This is a genomic window from Tessaracoccus coleopterorum (assembly GCF_011174705.1).
Classification (GTDB): domain Bacteria; phylum Actinomycetota; class Actinomycetes; order Propionibacteriales; family Propionibacteriaceae; genus Arachnia; species Arachnia coleopterorum.
Window position 1 is genome coordinate 3,495,160 of sequence record NZ_JAANIJ010000001.1, and the last position, 13,646, is coordinate 3,508,805.

General features: G+C 67.6%; 15 protein-coding genes and 9 pseudogenes. 7 read left to right on the forward strand and 17 right to left on the reverse strand.

Annotated features, from left to right (window positions below; translation table 11 throughout):
- Window positions 1-95 precede the first annotated feature (95 nt).
- Complete coding sequence (locus G7085_RS28705) at window positions 96-500, reverse strand: 5'-3' exonuclease H3TH domain-containing protein (RefSeq protein ID WP_331715890.1); 405 nt, start codon at window positions 498-500, stop codon at window positions 96-98.
- An 80-nt stretch (window positions 501-580) separates the two neighbouring features.
- Window positions 581-1,015: pseudogene (locus G7085_RS36085) on the reverse strand (flap endonuclease); the annotation flags it as partial.
- A 122-nt stretch (window positions 1,016-1,137) separates the two neighbouring features.
- Between G7085_RS36085 and G7085_RS22325 the strand changes: the two are divergent.
- The 3 genes and pseudogenes from G7085_RS22325 to G7085_RS22335 form a co-directional block, all read left to right on the forward strand.
- Window positions 1,138-1,493 (forward strand): annotated as a pseudogene (locus G7085_RS22325) (apolipoprotein N-acyltransferase); the annotation flags it as partial.
- Window positions 1,494-2,588: 1,095 nt separating this feature from the next.
- Window positions 2,589-3,367, forward strand: a pseudogene (locus tag G7085_RS22330) (polyprenol monophosphomannose synthase).
- A gap of 81 nt (window positions 3,368-3,448) precedes the next feature.
- Complete coding sequence (locus G7085_RS22335) at window positions 3,449-3,835, forward strand: FxsA family protein (RefSeq protein WP_331715891.1); 387 nt, start codon at window positions 3,449-3,451, stop codon at window positions 3,833-3,835.
- Between the two features lie 392 nt (window positions 3,836-4,227).
- Here G7085_RS22335 and G7085_RS22340 read toward each other — a convergent pair.
- The 14 genes and pseudogenes from G7085_RS22340 to G7085_RS28720 all read right to left on the reverse strand — a co-directional run.
- Window positions 4,228-4,494, reverse strand: a pseudogene (locus G7085_RS22340) (sensor histidine kinase); the annotation flags it as partial.
- 232 nt (window positions 4,495-4,726) lie between these two features.
- A complete protein-coding gene (locus tag G7085_RS22345; protein WP_231979813.1) occupies window positions 4,727-4,975 on the reverse strand; it encodes a hypothetical protein in 249 nt (82 codons plus the stop codon).
- 391 nt (window positions 4,976-5,366) lie between these two features.
- Window positions 5,367-5,567, reverse strand: a pseudogene (locus tag G7085_RS36090) (hypothetical protein); the annotation flags it as partial.
- Window positions 5,568-5,746: 179 nt separating this feature from the next.
- Window positions 5,747-5,938: pseudogene (locus G7085_RS36095) on the reverse strand (PAS domain-containing protein); the annotation flags it as partial.
- A complete protein-coding gene (locus tag G7085_RS22355; protein WP_197512665.1) occupies window positions 5,896-6,123 on the reverse strand; it encodes a hypothetical protein in 228 nt (75 codons plus the stop codon). The pseudogene G7085_RS36095 and the gene G7085_RS22355, both read right to left, overlap by 43 nt.
- A gap of 160 nt (window positions 6,124-6,283) precedes the next feature.
- Window positions 6,284-6,490, reverse strand: coding sequence for a hypothetical protein (locus tag G7085_RS22360; protein ID WP_197512667.1), 207 nt, complete (start codon window positions 6,488-6,490; stop codon window positions 6,284-6,286).
- A 91-nt stretch (window positions 6,491-6,581) separates the two neighbouring features.
- A complete protein-coding gene (locus G7085_RS22365) occupies window positions 6,582-6,911 on the reverse strand; it encodes a hypothetical protein (RefSeq protein WP_197512669.1) in 330 nt (109 codons plus the stop codon).
- Window positions 6,908-7,270 carry a response regulator gene (locus G7085_RS22370; protein WP_197512671.1) on the reverse strand — a complete coding sequence of 121 codons (363 nt, stop codon included), beginning with the start codon at window positions 7,268-7,270 and terminating at the stop codon, window positions 6,908-6,910. The genes G7085_RS22365 and G7085_RS22370 overlap by 4 nt, the downstream gene beginning before the upstream one ends.
- A gap of 6 nt (window positions 7,271-7,276) precedes the next feature.
- The gene (locus tag G7085_RS22375; protein WP_231979814.1) at window positions 7,277-7,564 is read right to left on the reverse strand and encodes a winged helix-turn-helix domain-containing protein; all 288 of its coding nucleotides are present in this window, start codon (window positions 7,562-7,564) and stop codon (window positions 7,277-7,279) included.
- Between the two features lie 90 nt (window positions 7,565-7,654).
- Window positions 7,655-7,963: a response regulator gene (locus tag G7085_RS22380; RefSeq protein ID WP_197512673.1), complete on the reverse strand. Its 309-nt coding sequence runs from the start codon at window positions 7,961-7,963 to the stop codon at window positions 7,655-7,657.
- Entirely contained in the window at window positions 7,960-8,124 is a 165-nt protein-coding gene (locus tag G7085_RS22385; protein WP_197512674.1) for a hypothetical protein, read from the reverse strand. The genes G7085_RS22380 and G7085_RS22385 overlap by 4 nt, the downstream gene beginning before the upstream one ends.
- 654 nt (window positions 8,125-8,778) lie before the next feature.
- Window positions 8,779-9,119: pseudogene (locus tag G7085_RS22390) on the reverse strand (RNA polymerase-binding protein RbpA).
- Between the two features lie 54 nt (window positions 9,120-9,173).
- Window positions 9,174-9,368 carry a glycerophosphodiester phosphodiesterase family protein gene (locus G7085_RS28715; protein WP_231979815.1) on the reverse strand — a complete coding sequence of 65 codons (195 nt, stop codon included), beginning with the start codon at window positions 9,366-9,368 and terminating at the stop codon, window positions 9,174-9,176.
- A gap of 97 nt (window positions 9,369-9,465) precedes the next feature.
- Window positions 9,466-9,897: a glycerophosphodiester phosphodiesterase family protein gene (locus G7085_RS28720; protein WP_231979816.1), complete on the reverse strand. Its 432-nt coding sequence runs from the start codon at window positions 9,895-9,897 to the stop codon at window positions 9,466-9,468.
- Between the two features lie 140 nt (window positions 9,898-10,037).
- Between G7085_RS28720 and pdxY the strand changes: the two genes are divergently transcribed.
- The 3 genes from pdxY to G7085_RS28735 all read left to right on the forward strand — a co-directional run bounded on the left by pdxY (window position 10,038) and on the right by G7085_RS28735 (window position 10,889).
- Window positions 10,038-10,376: a pyridoxal kinase gene (pdxY, locus tag G7085_RS28725; protein ID WP_231979817.1), complete on the forward strand. Its 339-nt coding sequence runs from the start codon at window positions 10,038-10,040 to the stop codon at window positions 10,374-10,376.
- Between the two features lie 64 nt (window positions 10,377-10,440).
- Window positions 10,441-10,698, forward strand: coding sequence for a PfkB family carbohydrate kinase (locus G7085_RS28730; protein WP_331715892.1), 258 nt, complete (start codon window positions 10,441-10,443; stop codon window positions 10,696-10,698).
- On the forward strand, window positions 10,695-10,889 hold the full coding sequence (locus G7085_RS28735) for a carbohydrate kinase family protein (RefSeq protein WP_231979818.1): 195 nt from the start codon (window positions 10,695-10,697) through the stop codon (window positions 10,887-10,889). Before G7085_RS28730 ends, G7085_RS28735 begins: the two co-directional genes overlap by 4 nt.
- A gap of 3 nt (window positions 10,890-10,892) precedes the next feature.
- Here G7085_RS28735 and G7085_RS22405 read toward each other — a convergent pair.
- A pseudogene (locus G7085_RS22405) lies at window positions 10,893-12,431 on the reverse strand (helix-turn-helix domain-containing protein).
- Window positions 12,432-12,573: 142 nt separating this feature from the next.
- On the opposite strand from G7085_RS22405, the pseudogene G7085_RS22410 reads away from it, so the two are divergent.
- Window positions 12,574-13,646 (forward strand): annotated as a pseudogene (locus G7085_RS22410) (FAD-dependent oxidoreductase); the annotation flags it as partial.

Here is a 13,646-nt window from a genome sequence, read left to right on the forward strand (position 1 = left end):
GGCTTCCGTAAAAACCGGCCAGTGGCCGATTCTGGTCGGTCCGGCCGAAACTATCGGCCACCGACCTCCGGCGTGTCGCCGCGGTCGGGTTCCGGTCAGCCGCGCCCGTCCTCCCGACGCTGCCGAAGCAGGGCGACCAGCCGCCCCATCGAGCCACCCAGATCGAGTTCCTCGGTGATGGCGTCGACCCGCTCCTCATCGATGGGGCCCCGGCGCACGGGCGGAAGCGGCAGGGTGTCGACGCACGTGACAACCTCCCGTGCCTTGACGAGGTAGTCGACGTCGGCGAGCAACTTGGAACGCATGGACGGCGACATCTTCGACGCCGGATCGGCTGCGGCCTGCACCATGTCTTCGAGCGTCGGGTAGGTACCGACCAGCGATGCGGCCGACTTCTCGCCGATCCCCTTGACACCCGGGAGCCCGTCGCTCGGGTCGCCCCGCAGGACGGCGAAGTCGACGTAGCGCTCCGCGGCCAACTGGTACTTCGCCGCCAGCACCTCGGGGTGACGAGTTCGTGCTTCGCGACCCCGCGGGCGACGTAGACCACAGAGGTCTCCTGGTCCACGAGTTGGAACAGGTCGCGGTCACCGGTCACGACGAGGCTCGTGCCGTCGTGTTGCCGGGCGAGCGAGGCGAGGACGTCGTCGGCCTCGTGCCCGGCCACCCGACGACCTGGATGCCCAGCGCGTCCAGGCAGGCCCGGATCAGGGGCACCTGGATGCTGAGGTCGTCCTCCACCGACTCCTGCGCGACCCTTCCACCTCGACCACCCGGTGGGCCTTGTACGAGGGATCAGGTCGACGCGCCAGGCAGGGCGCCAGTCGTCGTCCCAGGCACAGACGAACGAATCCGGCCCGTACTGGTCCACGAGCCGTGAGATGAAGTCGAGGGTGCCCCGCACCGCGTTGACGGGCCGCCCGTCCCGGGCCCGGAACGTCGCGGGGACGCCGAAGAAGGCACGGAAATACAGATACGAGGTGTCGAACGCCATCAGTGTGCTCACCCGACACATGCTGGCACATGTCCGGGCCCGGGTAGGCTTCGTGCGTGCTGACCCGCTCCTCCCTCCCGCCGCTGCTGATGCTCGTCCTCTCGGCGGCCACCGGACTCCTGCTCGGCGCAGGGCAGGCCCCGATGGGAGTCTGGCCCGCGACGATCGCTGGGGTTGGTCTCTTCGCGTGGCTGATGCTCGGCTTACGTGGCAGGGCCGCCTTCGGCTGGGGCTACCTCGTGGGCCTGGTGCACAACGCGCTCACCATCTCCTGGGTGTCCGTTCTCGGTGTCTGGGTCGGGGTTGCGCTGGTGGCCTTCATGGCGCTGTGGTGGGGGCTGCTCGGCCTGCTGGTGGCGCGGCTGATGCGCCTGCGGGCCTGGCCCTGCTGGTGCCCGCAGCGTGGGTCGCCGTCGAGTACGGCTCCGGGAAGGTCCCGTTCGGCGGATTCCCGTGGACCAGGCTTGCCTACACCGCCATCGACCAGCCCATGAGCGGCCTCCTCGCCTGGGTCGGTGTGACGGGCGTCAGCTTCATCGTCGCGCTGGCCGGGTGCCTCGGGCTCCTCGCGGTGGCAGACCGCGCGTTCCGGCTGAGGGCGCTCGCCGTTGGCCTCGCCCTGTTCCTCGTCGGCGGGCTGCTGAACCTCGTGCCCGTGAGCACCCAGGAGCAGAGCGTCACCGTGGCCATGGTGCAGCCCAACGTGAACCGCGCCGAGCACGGCACCGCCAGCTACGCGCGCTCCGTCACCAACAACGCGCTCAGCGAAACCATCTTCGCCACCGCGCTCGCCCGCACCGGAGGCACCGAGGTCGACTTCGTGCTCTGGCCGGAGAACGCCACTGACGTCGATCCGGTCCTCGACGCCGAGACCCGCCGCCTCGTCGAGCTGTCGGCATCAATCGCGGGCGTTCCCATCTTCGTGGGGCCGTCACAGACGGGCGGAGCCCGACACGCGGCAGACCTCCAGCATCTGGTGGGACCACGAAAGCGGGCCCGGGCGACCTACAGCAAGCGCAACCTCGTCCCGTTCGGTGAGTACATCCCGTTCCGGGCACAACTGCTGCCAGTGCTGCCGATCCTCAAGCAGGTCGGGAGGGACTCGATCCCGGGGAGGGCCGGGTGTCGTGGAGGCCTCAGCGGGCGGGTTCGGGGCGCTCCGAGTCGGCACGATCATCTGCTTCGAGCTCGCCTACGACGAGACCTTCTACGACCTCATCCGCGGCGGGCGGAGGTCGTCGTGTCGCAGTCCAACACCAACACCTACGCGGGCACCTTCGAGCCGCACCAACAGCTCGTGCTCAACCGGGTCCGCGCCATGGAGAGCGGCAGGGAGATCCTCGCGAGCACCCTCAACTCCTACTCCGCGGTGATCGACGCGAAGGGACGCGTGCTCCAGCAGACCGACGAACTGGACGCCGTCACCATGTTCGCAACGGTGCCGCTCCGCTACAACAGGAACCTCTCGGTCACGCTCAACCCCTGGTTGTCCTGGTTGGCGGTCGCTACGACCGTCGTCGCCATCGGAGTGACGCTCGTCCGCCGGGAACCGGCCCCGGTAACATGGGATAGACCCTCGACCACAAGGAACCACATGACCTCCAAGGAAGCGCTCGGCCGAGTGCTCGTGATCATCCCGACGTACAACGAGTCCCAGAACATCGAGAGCATCACCAACCGGCTCCGCCGGGCCGTCCCCGAGGCCGACATCCTGGTCGCCGACGACAACTCGCCCGACGGCACCGGCCGCATCGCCGACCGGCTGGCCGCCGAGGACAGCCACATCCTGGTGCTGCACCGCAAGGGCAAGGAGGGCCTGGGCGCCGCCTACCTGGCAGGTTTCCACTACGGCCTCGAGCGCGGCTACGGCGTGCTTGTGCAGCACGACGCCGACGGCTCGCACCAGCCCGAGGAACTGCCCCGCCTGATCCAGGCCCTCGCAGACGGCGCGGACATGGCGAAGGGTCCCGCTGGGTCAAGGGCGGTTCCGTCGTGAACTGGCCGAAGTCGCGCGTGTTCATCTCCAAGGGCGGGTCGCTCTGGACGAGGTTGTGGCTCGGCATCCCCGTCAAGGACGCCACCGGCGGCTTCAACGCGTACCGGGCGGACACCCTGCGTGGCATCAGCCTCGACGAGGTGGCCTCGGCCGGCTACTGCTTCCAGATCGATCTGGTGTGGCGGACCATCCGCAACGGCTTCAAGGTCGTCGAGGTGCCCATCGAGTTCGTCGAGCGGGAGTTCGGCGATTCGAAGATGAGCCGCAACATCGTCGTCGAGGCGCTCATCCGCACCACCCTCTGGGGTGTCGAATACCGGTTCGGGCAGCTGATCGGGGCGCCCGCAGGGCGATCGGCAGGAAGTAGCTGGAAATGAGGAAGGGACTGACGCAGCGATGAAGACACAACGTGGTGGTGGCGTCCTGCTCGCGCTCACCGGCGTGGGCTGCTCGTCTATGTGATCGCAGAGGTGGCCGCACTGATCTGGGTTTCCGGCCAGATCGGCTGGTGGACACTGGCCGTTCTTGTCCTGACGAGCCTGCTCGGCATCTTCCTCCTCGGGCGGGAGTGGACCAAGACATGGGGAAAGCTGTCGGAGTCGCTGCGCTCAGGTCAGCTTCCATCAGGTCAGCTCGCGGATGCGAGCCTCGTGATCGCCGGTGGCATTCTGCTCATCCTTCCCGGTCTGCTTTCCGACATTGTCGGCGCCCTCCTGCTGCTGCCGTTCACCCGTCCGTTCATCCGGTCCGCCATCTCGTGGTGGGCGAACAGGACCCTGCAGCGCAGTGGGGCCGCTCCCACCGTGATCAAGGGGAGACGGTGGACGAGCCGGGCGGGTCGCTGATCCCCGGGATCGGGGCCGTGGCCGACGAGGAGCCGGTGTTCGAGGGAACGATCATCGAGCAGGATCCACGCGACTGATCAGGCACGCCTGTTGTGAGGGAACTGTAAGGAAAACGACAGCGAAGAGTCAGTGAGCTCCCCGAAACTGGAAGGCGTGAATCAACATCGTGTACCGGTCATGCCGGCCGATGTCACCGGGCCAGGGAGACCACGATGCACACTGCGGCGACAGAGCATGAGCACCTCATGATCACGCACTTCAGCGTGATCGAGGGTGGCTTGCGCTGCTCGAGGACGGGATACTCGACGACGCCGCCCGCAGCCGTGCCGCACGGGTCATGAACGAGCGGATGGTCACCATGCGCACCGACATGATGACGTTCCTGGCCGACCTCAAGGGCGGCTGCGCCTAAGCCTCCTGGCCCTCAGACTGACCACGAACTCGGCCCCGCCGCGCCCTTCGACGTTGTGGCCGGTCACCTCGCCGCCCATCGCCTCGACGAGGGTCCGCACCACGTGCAGTCCGAGGCCGTGCCCGAGCGACGCCGATCCCTTCGAGAACGGCACGAAGATGTCATGGTCGTCGGGCAGCCCCGGTCCCTCATCGCGCACCACCAATTCGGCGCCGGCCGACGTGGTCCGCGCCAGCACCTCGACGGTGCCGCCGTCGGGCTGTAGCTGACGGCGTTCTCTATCAGGTGCCTCACGACGGTGTCGAGTGCCACCGTCGCGCCGAGCGCGGGGACAGGGCCGTCGGCCACCATCTCGATGTGCCTGTCGGTCAACCCACGGTAGTCACGCGCGGCCGTCTCGGCGACCTCTGCAACATCGACCGGCTCGAGGACGATGGCCTCCGCCATCGCGTAGTGGGCCGACTCGCTCATCAGCGACTTCACATGCCGACGAGCGCGGTCGCGTTCCTGCGGATCGCGCCGAGCGCGCCGATCCGGGTGGCCTCGTCCATCTGGTTGGAGGCGGTCTCGAGCATGCCTGACCAGCCCTCCACGACGGACAGGTGGGTGCGCAGAGTGTGCTCCGCGCGGGCCAGGTAGTCGGCATGGGCGGACACCCGACGCGCGCGCGCCTCCTCGGCGCGGTGCATCTCGGTGACGTCGATCGCGGTGCCGCGTAGCCGCTTCACCCGGCCTCGGGCGTCCCGCACGGCCGCGATCCGTGCCTGGACCCGTCGATAGTTGCCGTCGGAAGGTCCACCTCATAGGCCAGCTCTGCGGTCTCCCGGACCCGACCACGGCGGTCACTGCATCACGGAGCTCCCGTCCGCCGTCGCGCAGGTGCGCTGTCAGGTCACCCAACCCGGAGTCGTCGTCGCTGGGACCCAGTGCGTGGATCCGGCCCAGTTCCACGGTCCAGCCGCAGCGGCCGGTGGCGAGGTTGTAGGTCCAGCTCCCGGTGCTCGAGAGCTGCTGCGCCTCGTCCAGCTCGGCCCGCGCCGCCTCGAGGTCCTCGAGATCGCGTTGCTGCTGCGTCACGTCGCGCACCAGTCCGCTGATGTGCTGCACGCCCCTGCGCTCCCACACCGCGAAGGTGACGTCCGCCGGAAAATCCGACCCGTCGCGCCGGTCGAGCCAGACGCGGTGGATGTGGCTCGTGCCCTCGCGCACCTCTTCGGAGCGGGGCGAACCCAGCCAGCGTAGCGCCATGTCAGCGAGTCGCTCCGGCACCACGAGCTGGAAGGGACGACCCAACGCCTCGCTCTCCTCGTAGCCGAACATCCTTGCCGCCGCATCGTTCCACTGGACGATCTGGCCCCGGCGGACACGGAGACCACTGCGTCGATGGTCGAGTCGGTGATCGCCTCGCGGCTCGCGGTCTCATCGCGCAGTTCGCCGCGGACGGCGACCTCTGTCTCAATGTCGCGCCACGTGCAGATCCGGGCCACCGGCTCGCCGCCGGCGTCCACGGCGATCTTCATCGTGATGCTCATCCAGCGGTGCCCGCCCTGCGCATCCCTCACCCGCGCCTCGGTGTGGCAGACCCTGCCGAACGCACCCATGGACTCGTGTGCCGTCGCGAGGACGCAGCTGCGGTCGTCGGGGTGGATCAGGTCGGGTAGGGGAGTGCCCTGCAGCTCGGCAGGGTCCATCCGAGCACCTTCTCCACCGATGGTGAGATCCACTCGAGAATCCCCGGGAGGTTGCTCCGGATCACCACCTCCGAGGCGTTCTCGGCCAGTAGCTGGAAGTACCGGCGGGCCTCATCGACAAGGTGCGCCGCCTCGTGCCGCTCCGTGACGTCGGCCCAGGTGAGGGCGAACTGGGAGCGGCCCATGGCCGAGACCCTGATGTCGTAGCGGTGCGTCTTCCCGTCCGGCCCGGGAAGGCATGGTCATAGACCGCGGCGTCGTGCCCGTTGAGCAACGCGGAGTAGATCTCACCGATCATCGAACCGTCGGCGAGGGCGGGCACGATGCTGGCCAGCGGCGCGCCGATCACGTCTCCGCGGTCCAGTCCCAGTAGGTCAGGGCGGCCTGGTTGACGACGAGGATCTCCAGGTCGATGTCGGATGGTCCCTCACCAGGAGTGACCTGGAGCAGCAGATGCGGGTCGAGCACACCCTCGAGCGCCGCCCTGAGCTTCGCCTCCGACGCGACGGCCACGTCGCGGGCCGTCGCGAGCGACCGCTCGGTCTCGGCCAACCGCGCCCCGTGGACTCTGCCCTCTGCAGGGCCCGCCGCTCCGATGAGACGTCGTCGAACACCCAGGCACGCACGTCGGTGTCGTCGAGCATCATGGGAAACGTCGTGACCCGGAGGGTGGTGATCGGCCCTTCGAGGTGCCATTCCCAGTCGGTGACCACGGCGTGCGGATCGGCTGCCAACGCGACCCAGCCGCTGTCGTCGGCCTCGGCCGACTGCAGTGACCGCAGCGTCGAGTCGAGGCAGGAGGGCGGATCGAGCCTTCAGGGAGTGAGAGGAGTGTCCCCGCGCTCGCGCTGAGCCAGGCGAGCCCGCCGTCCATCGGGGCGAGCACGACGGCGGCCCCGATGCTGGAGAGCACCGCGGCCATGTCGCGGATGAGCTGCGGGTCCATGGACGCGGGCGGGGTGTCTGCGCTCACCGGGATGCTCCCTCGAGGAGGCGACCGATCAGGGCGGGCAACGCCATGGGGTTGAACGGCTTGGAGATGGCCGCCGCGAACGACGGGTGGGGATGCAGTGTGTCGGGTGGCGCGTCCACGGAGCCGCTGAGGAGCACCACTGGGACGCCATCCGCAGCGGCGAGCACATCGTCGCCGGAGCCGTCCCCGAGGTCGCCGTCGGTGATGATGACGTCGAGCTGCACCTCGCCGAGCCGCTCCACGGCCCGGGCGGCGCCGTCCGCGACGGAAATCTCCCAACCGCCCGACAGGTTGAAGGCGACGCGCAGCAGCGCGAGGAGGTCGGGATCGTCATCGACCAGCAGGACACGTCGGGTCATCGGGAACTACTCCGTGAACCGGAAGCCGACGCCACGCACTGCGTGCGCCACGCGTGGGCCACCGGCCTGGTTGATGCGCTGCCGCAACCGGGAAAGATGCACGTCGAGGTGGTGGTCGGTGCCGAACCAGCCACCCCAGACGCGCTCGACGAGTTGTTCCCGCGTGAGAACCCTCCGGGGTTGTTCCGCCAGCGACGCGAGCAGGTCGAACTGGATGCGGGTCAGGTCTACCGTCTCGCCGTGCACGGTCACGCTGCGGCCGGCAAGATCGATCGTGAGACCGTCGTGGACCAACTGGGTGGGGCGGCCTCGCGGGCGGACGGCCCCGCCTGCGGAGGATGGCGGCGAGACGGGCCAGCAGCACCCGGTGGTTGATCGGCTTCGTCAGGTAGTCGTCGGCCCCGGTCGAGAACCCGATGATCTCATCGATGTCGTCTCCGTGGCTCGTGAGGAACACCACGGGGCCTCGCTGGAGCGGCGGATGCGGCGGCACACCTCCAGCCCGTCGATCGAATCGGGTCCGAGCGAGATGTCCAGGAGCACGAGGTCGGGTGACTGGGCGTGGAACTGGGCGAGGGCGGCATCGCCGTCCGGTGCGGTGATCGCTCGGTATCCGGCGCTGCTCAGCGTCAGGGATACGAGTTCACGCAGATCGGCGTCGTCCTCAACCAGGAGGATCAGCTCTCCACTCATGCGGCGGGCTCCCCGTCGGCTCCGAGCAGGCGGATCAGAGCGTCGATGCGGCACACAACGGCGTCGCTGTTGAGCCCCTGCAGGTCGCTCAAGAGGACGCGGGCGGCTTCGCCCGCGTCGCGGTACCCGAAAGTGCCCAGCTTGCCCGCGAGGCGGTGCAACAGGTACGGAAGCTCATCAACGCTGGATCCCCCAGTTCCTGCGCCGCCACGCGCGCGATCTCCTCGCGACGCCCGGCAATCAGATCTGCCACTTCCGAAGGCAGATCGTCCACAGAATCGTCGATCATCAAGTTCCTCCGCGGCATAGCCTAGCGAAGGATGGGACGCGGCGTCCCGATAGGGTCAGCTGGCCTGCGCGTTGCGCCCAGGATCCCTTGAAGTGCCACCACCCGGGCCGGGGCTCAAACCCCCAGTCCGCCTCACGACCCGGTGGTGGTGCCGCGCGCAGGGCGCGGCAGCCAACAGGAAGTTTTCGACCTTGCGCCAGGAACAGCTACGTTGGAAAACGCTGCTGCGTTTCCCAACGTCGATCCCCCAATCGACCCTGGCGCCCGATCACTTCTGTCGGAACGGATTTGCGGCCGTTCCCCGGCACAACCCATATGCAACAGGGCTGTCCTTGCCGTTTCGCTGCCTGATCCTCACGGCCCGCGCACACATTTCTCTCAAATCGTGAGCTTCGGGCTCTCCCGATTCGTGAGCTTCGGGCTCTCCCGGTTCGTCGGCTTCCGGGGGCCGGTCCGGTAGGCGTGGCCGGGAATGCGAACGCCCCACCGGGTCACTACCCGGTGGGGCGTCGCGACGAAGTTCGTCCTAGTAGATGCGGTCCGACTCGCGCAGCTTTGTGAGCTGCTCAGCGAGGATGTCCTCCAGCTCAGGGATCGAGCGACGCTCGCGCAGCATGTCCCAGTGGGTGCGCACGGGCTTCTCGACCTTCTCCTCCCCGACGACGCCGTCAGAACGCGTGGCCAACTGGCCACACTTCTTGCACTCCCACTCGGTGGGGAGGTCGGCCTCCACGGAGAAGGTAACGGTGAAGTGGTGCCCTTGGGACAGTCAAATGCGAGGCTCTGACGCTCAGCGAACTCGACGCCCTGTTCGTCCTCGAAGGTCTTCGACCCGAGACCGACGCCGCGTAGTGCACGATCAGCCATGTTCCCTCCTTCGTTTCTCCCTTGTTACAACGACTCGGAGGGCCGAATCGTTCCCTACCGAGTAGACCACATACCCCTTGCGGCAAGAACCTCTTTCAGCAAATCGGGTCGGTCGGTGATGATGCCGTCGACGCCCCAGTCGATCAGCCGGTGCATCGTGATCGGATCGTCGATCGTCCAGGCGTGCACCTTGCGGCCGGCACGGTGGGCCCGGGCGAGCGTGGCGCGCGTGATGACGGGGAGGTTCAAGGGCCCCACCGCGTGTCGGACGGGGATCTGGTAGGCCTGCCCCTCTGCCGCGATCCGCCCGCGAGGAGGGCGATCACACCGACGTTCGACGCGGCTGTCACGACGCGGGGAGCAGGCTGCGGAACTTCTTGATCCTCGCCCGGGAGAAGGACCCGACGCACACCCGTCGTTCCGCGCCATGACGGCGGATGGCATCGGCAAGCAGCGTCACGGCCCGGTTGTGCTTGATGTCGATGTTGAAGTTGAGATCGGGAAACGTCTCGAACAACTCATCCAGCGAGGGGACCGGTTCGCGCCCACCCACGAGGAGTTCGCGCACCTCAGCGGCGGAGAGCTCATGGAGGCTGCCCTCGTACCCGGTCACCCGCTCGAGCGCCCCGTCATGGAACGCGAACAACTGGCCATCCGCCGAGGCGTGGATGTCGGTCTCCAGGTACCGGTAGCCGAGCTCGACGGCATTGGTGAAGGCCTTCACCGTGTTCTCGATCCCGAGGTTGGCGGTGAGCAGAGAGCCGCCCCGATGGGCCATCGCGATGAACTCGGGGACAGGTAGTCTCCATACACCTCGGCCATGTCCGCAGAGTCTATTGCGGACGGGGCCCATTTTGCTACCGGCCGGATCCGGCGGTCGCGGTTGCGCTGGGCGCGTCGGCCCAGCAGCATGTCGGCATGACAACTGTCGTGTCGATCCAGTCAGCCGTCGCGTACGGACACGCCGGCAACTCCGCTGCGGTGTTCCCCCTGCAGCGATTGGGCGTCGACGTCTGGCCCGTATACACGGTCAACTTCTCGAACCACACCGGATACGGCTCGTGGCGTGGCCCGCACATCCCGGCAGACCAGGTGCGGGAGGTCGTGCGAGGCATCGGTGAACGAGGCGTTCTCGAGCAGGTCGACGCCCTGCTGTGCGGGTACCTCGGTACGCCTGAGGTGGGTGACGTGATCCTCGAGGCCGCGTCCGCGATCAGGGCGGCCAACCCGGGCGCGGTCTTCTGCGCCGACCCGTGATGGGCGACGAGGACACGGGCTTCTACGCGGCACCCGGCATCCCGACTACTGGCGCGACAAGGTGGTGCCCGAGGCCGACATCATGACGCCGAACCTCTTCGAGCTGCAGTTCCTCACCGGGCGCGGCACCTCGACCCTGGACGAGGTGCTTGCGGCGGCGCATGAACTGCGTGCCCGCGGGCCGGAGGTCGTGGTGGTCACCTCGGTTGTGGGCGAGGGGATGGGCGGCGACGCGATGCGGATGCTCGCCGTCGGCCCGGATGCGTCCTGGCTGGTCGAGACGCCGCTGATCGGCCGCCGGTTCACCGGGTCAGGGACGTGACGACCGCCGTCTTCCTCGCCCACTGGCTCCGCACCGGTGACCTGGGCGGTTCACTGGGCCAGACGGCGTCGGTCGTCTACTCGCTGCTCGAGGCCACCGCGTCCATGGGGCACGACGAGCTACGGCTCGTCGCCGCCCAGGACGATCTGGTCGCTCCGAGGCACCGGTACCCGGCCCGACGGATCGGGTGAGGATCAGGCGTCTGAGGAGGGGTCGCCCCAGAACACGTTGATGCTCGCCCCGAGCTTGTTGAGCCGATGGGGAGATCCTCGTACCCGCGGTTGATGACATAGACGTCCATCAGGTTCGTGGTGCCACGCGCGGCGAGGGCGGCGAGCAGGACGCACACCGCCGGTCGGAGTGCGGGAGGCGTCTCGATCTGGCGGCCGCGCCAGGCGGTGGGCCGATGATGAGGAGTCGGTGGGCGTCCATCAGTTGGATGTTGGCGCCGAGTTCGGAGAGCTTGGACAGATGGATCGCGCGGTTGTCGTAGACCCAGTCGTAGATGACGCTCTGGCCGGTCGCGGTCGCGCAGATGACCGCGAAGAACGGCAGGTTGTCGATGTTCAGGCCCGGGAACGGCATCGGGTGGATCTTGTCCATCGGCGCGGACAGGTCGGACGGCTTCACCGTCACGTCGACGAGCCGGGTCTTGCCGTTGTGGCTGGTGTACTCGTCGGACAGCTCGAGCTTCTGGCCCATCTCCTCGAGGACGGCGAACTCGACCTCGAGGAACTCGATGGGGCAGCGACGCACAGTGATCTCCGACCTTGTGACGATGCCGGCCGTGAGGAGGCTCATCGCCTCGATCGGGTCCTCGGAGATGTAGTACTCGACGTCGACATCGATGGTCTCAACGCCGTGGATGGTGAGCGTGGTGGTGCCGATGCCCTCGATCCGCACCCCGAGCAGCTCGAGGAAGAAGCAGAGGTCCTGCACCATGTAGTTGCCCGAGGCGTTGCGCAGCACTGTGGTGCCAGGTGTCCGCGCCGCGGCCATGATGGCGTTCTCGGTGACGGTGTCGCCGCGCTCGATCAGGGTGACCTGCCGCTCGGGCACGGTGCTGCGCACCACGTGCGCGTGGTAGTTGCGGTCGGTGGCGGTGACGGTCAGGCCCATCTTGCTGAGCGCGGCCATGTGCGGGTGCACGGTCCGCGCGCCAAGGTCGCAGCCGCCGGCGTAGGGGAGTTTGAACTCGTCGAACTCGTGCAGCAGCGGCCCGAGGAACATAAGGATGCTGCGCGTGCGCCGGGCGGCGCGCTCGTCCATCTTCTCCGGTTCGAGGTGCTCGGGCGGATGATCTCGAGGTCGCTCCCGTCGCCGATCCAGGTGAGGCGCACGCCGATGGAGGTGAGGACCTCGCTGATCCGGTCGACCTCCTCGATGCGGGCAAGGCCGCGCAGCACGGTGCGGCCGTGGTTCAACAGGCTGGCGCAGAGGACAGCCATGGCGGCGTTCTTCGAGGTGCGCACGTCTATCTCGCCGGAAAGTGTGGTGCCGCCCTGGATCTCGAAGTTGACGCTGCCCTGGGTCGCCGACTGGATCAGGGGCATTTCCAGGGCCTCGGCCAGGCGGTCGATCATGCTGAGCGACAGGTTCTGCTGCCCTGCCTCCATGCGGTGCACGGCACTCTGGGCGGTGCCGAGCTCCTCGGCGAGTTTCTTCTGCGACCATCCACGAGCCGTGCGGGCGTCGCGGATCATCCGGCCGATGGAATCACTAGTTGCGCTCATCCATGCAGCATATCTCATTTGTGAGATTGTCCGCGTAGGCGCCTGTGAAGTGTGCCGCGAGCTCCGTCGCGGAGAGATAGAGTGTTCGCCATGAGCTCAGAATTTGACGTCGTTGTTCTCGGCGCCGGACCGGGCGGCTACGTTGCCGCCATCCGCGCCGCCCAGCTTGGCCTCAAGGTCGGCATCATCGAGAAGCGGTACTGGGGAGGCGTGTGCCTCAACGTCGGCTGCATCCCCACCAAGTCGCTGCTGCGCAACGCGGAACTGGCGCACATCTTCACCCACGAGGCCGACACCTTCGGCATCGAGGGGAGGTGTCGTTCAACTACGCGAAGGCATACTCCCGCAGCCGTGCCGTGTCGGACAGGATGACCAAGGGCATCCACTTCCTCATGAAGAAGAACAAGATCACCGAGCTCAACGGTTGGGGCACCTTCGTCGATGGCAACACCGTCGAGGTCGAGTCCGATGCCGGTGAGAAGCGGCGCGTCACCTTCACGAGCGCAATCATCGCGGCGGGCGCCACCACGAAGATGCTCCCCGGCACGCAGCGTTCTGCCAATGTCGTCACCTACGAGGAGCAGATCCTCTCCGACAACGTTCCCGGCTCCATCATCATCGGTGGCTCGGGTGCCATCGGCACCGAGTTCGCCTACGTGCTCAGCCAGTTCGGTACCGACGTGACCATCGTCGAGTACCTGGACCGCATGGTGCCCACCGAGGACGCCGAGGTTTCGGCCGAACTCGCCAAGGCCTACAAGAAGCTCGGCATCAAGGTGCTGACCTCCACCAAGGTCGAGGGCATCGAGGACACCGGTTCGGGCGTCCGGGTCACCGTCAGCCCCGCGAGTGGAGGAGCACAGCAGGTCCTCGAGGCCGACCGCTTCCTGTCGGCCGTCGGGTTCGCCCCCGCGTCGACGGGTACGGCCTCGAGAACACCGGTGTCGCCCTGACCGACCGCAAGGCCATCGCCATCGACGACCAGATGCGCACCAACGTGCCGCACATCTACGCCATCGGCGACGCCACGGGCAAGATGATGCTCGCGCACACCGCCGAGGCGCAGGGTGTGGTCGCCGCCGAGGTCATCGCCGGCGTGGAGACCCATCCGATCAACTACGACATGATCCCGCGGGCCACCTACTGCCAGCCGCAGGTCGCGTCCTTCGGGTACACCGAGCAGCAGGCCAGGGACAAGGGCTACGAGGTCAAGGT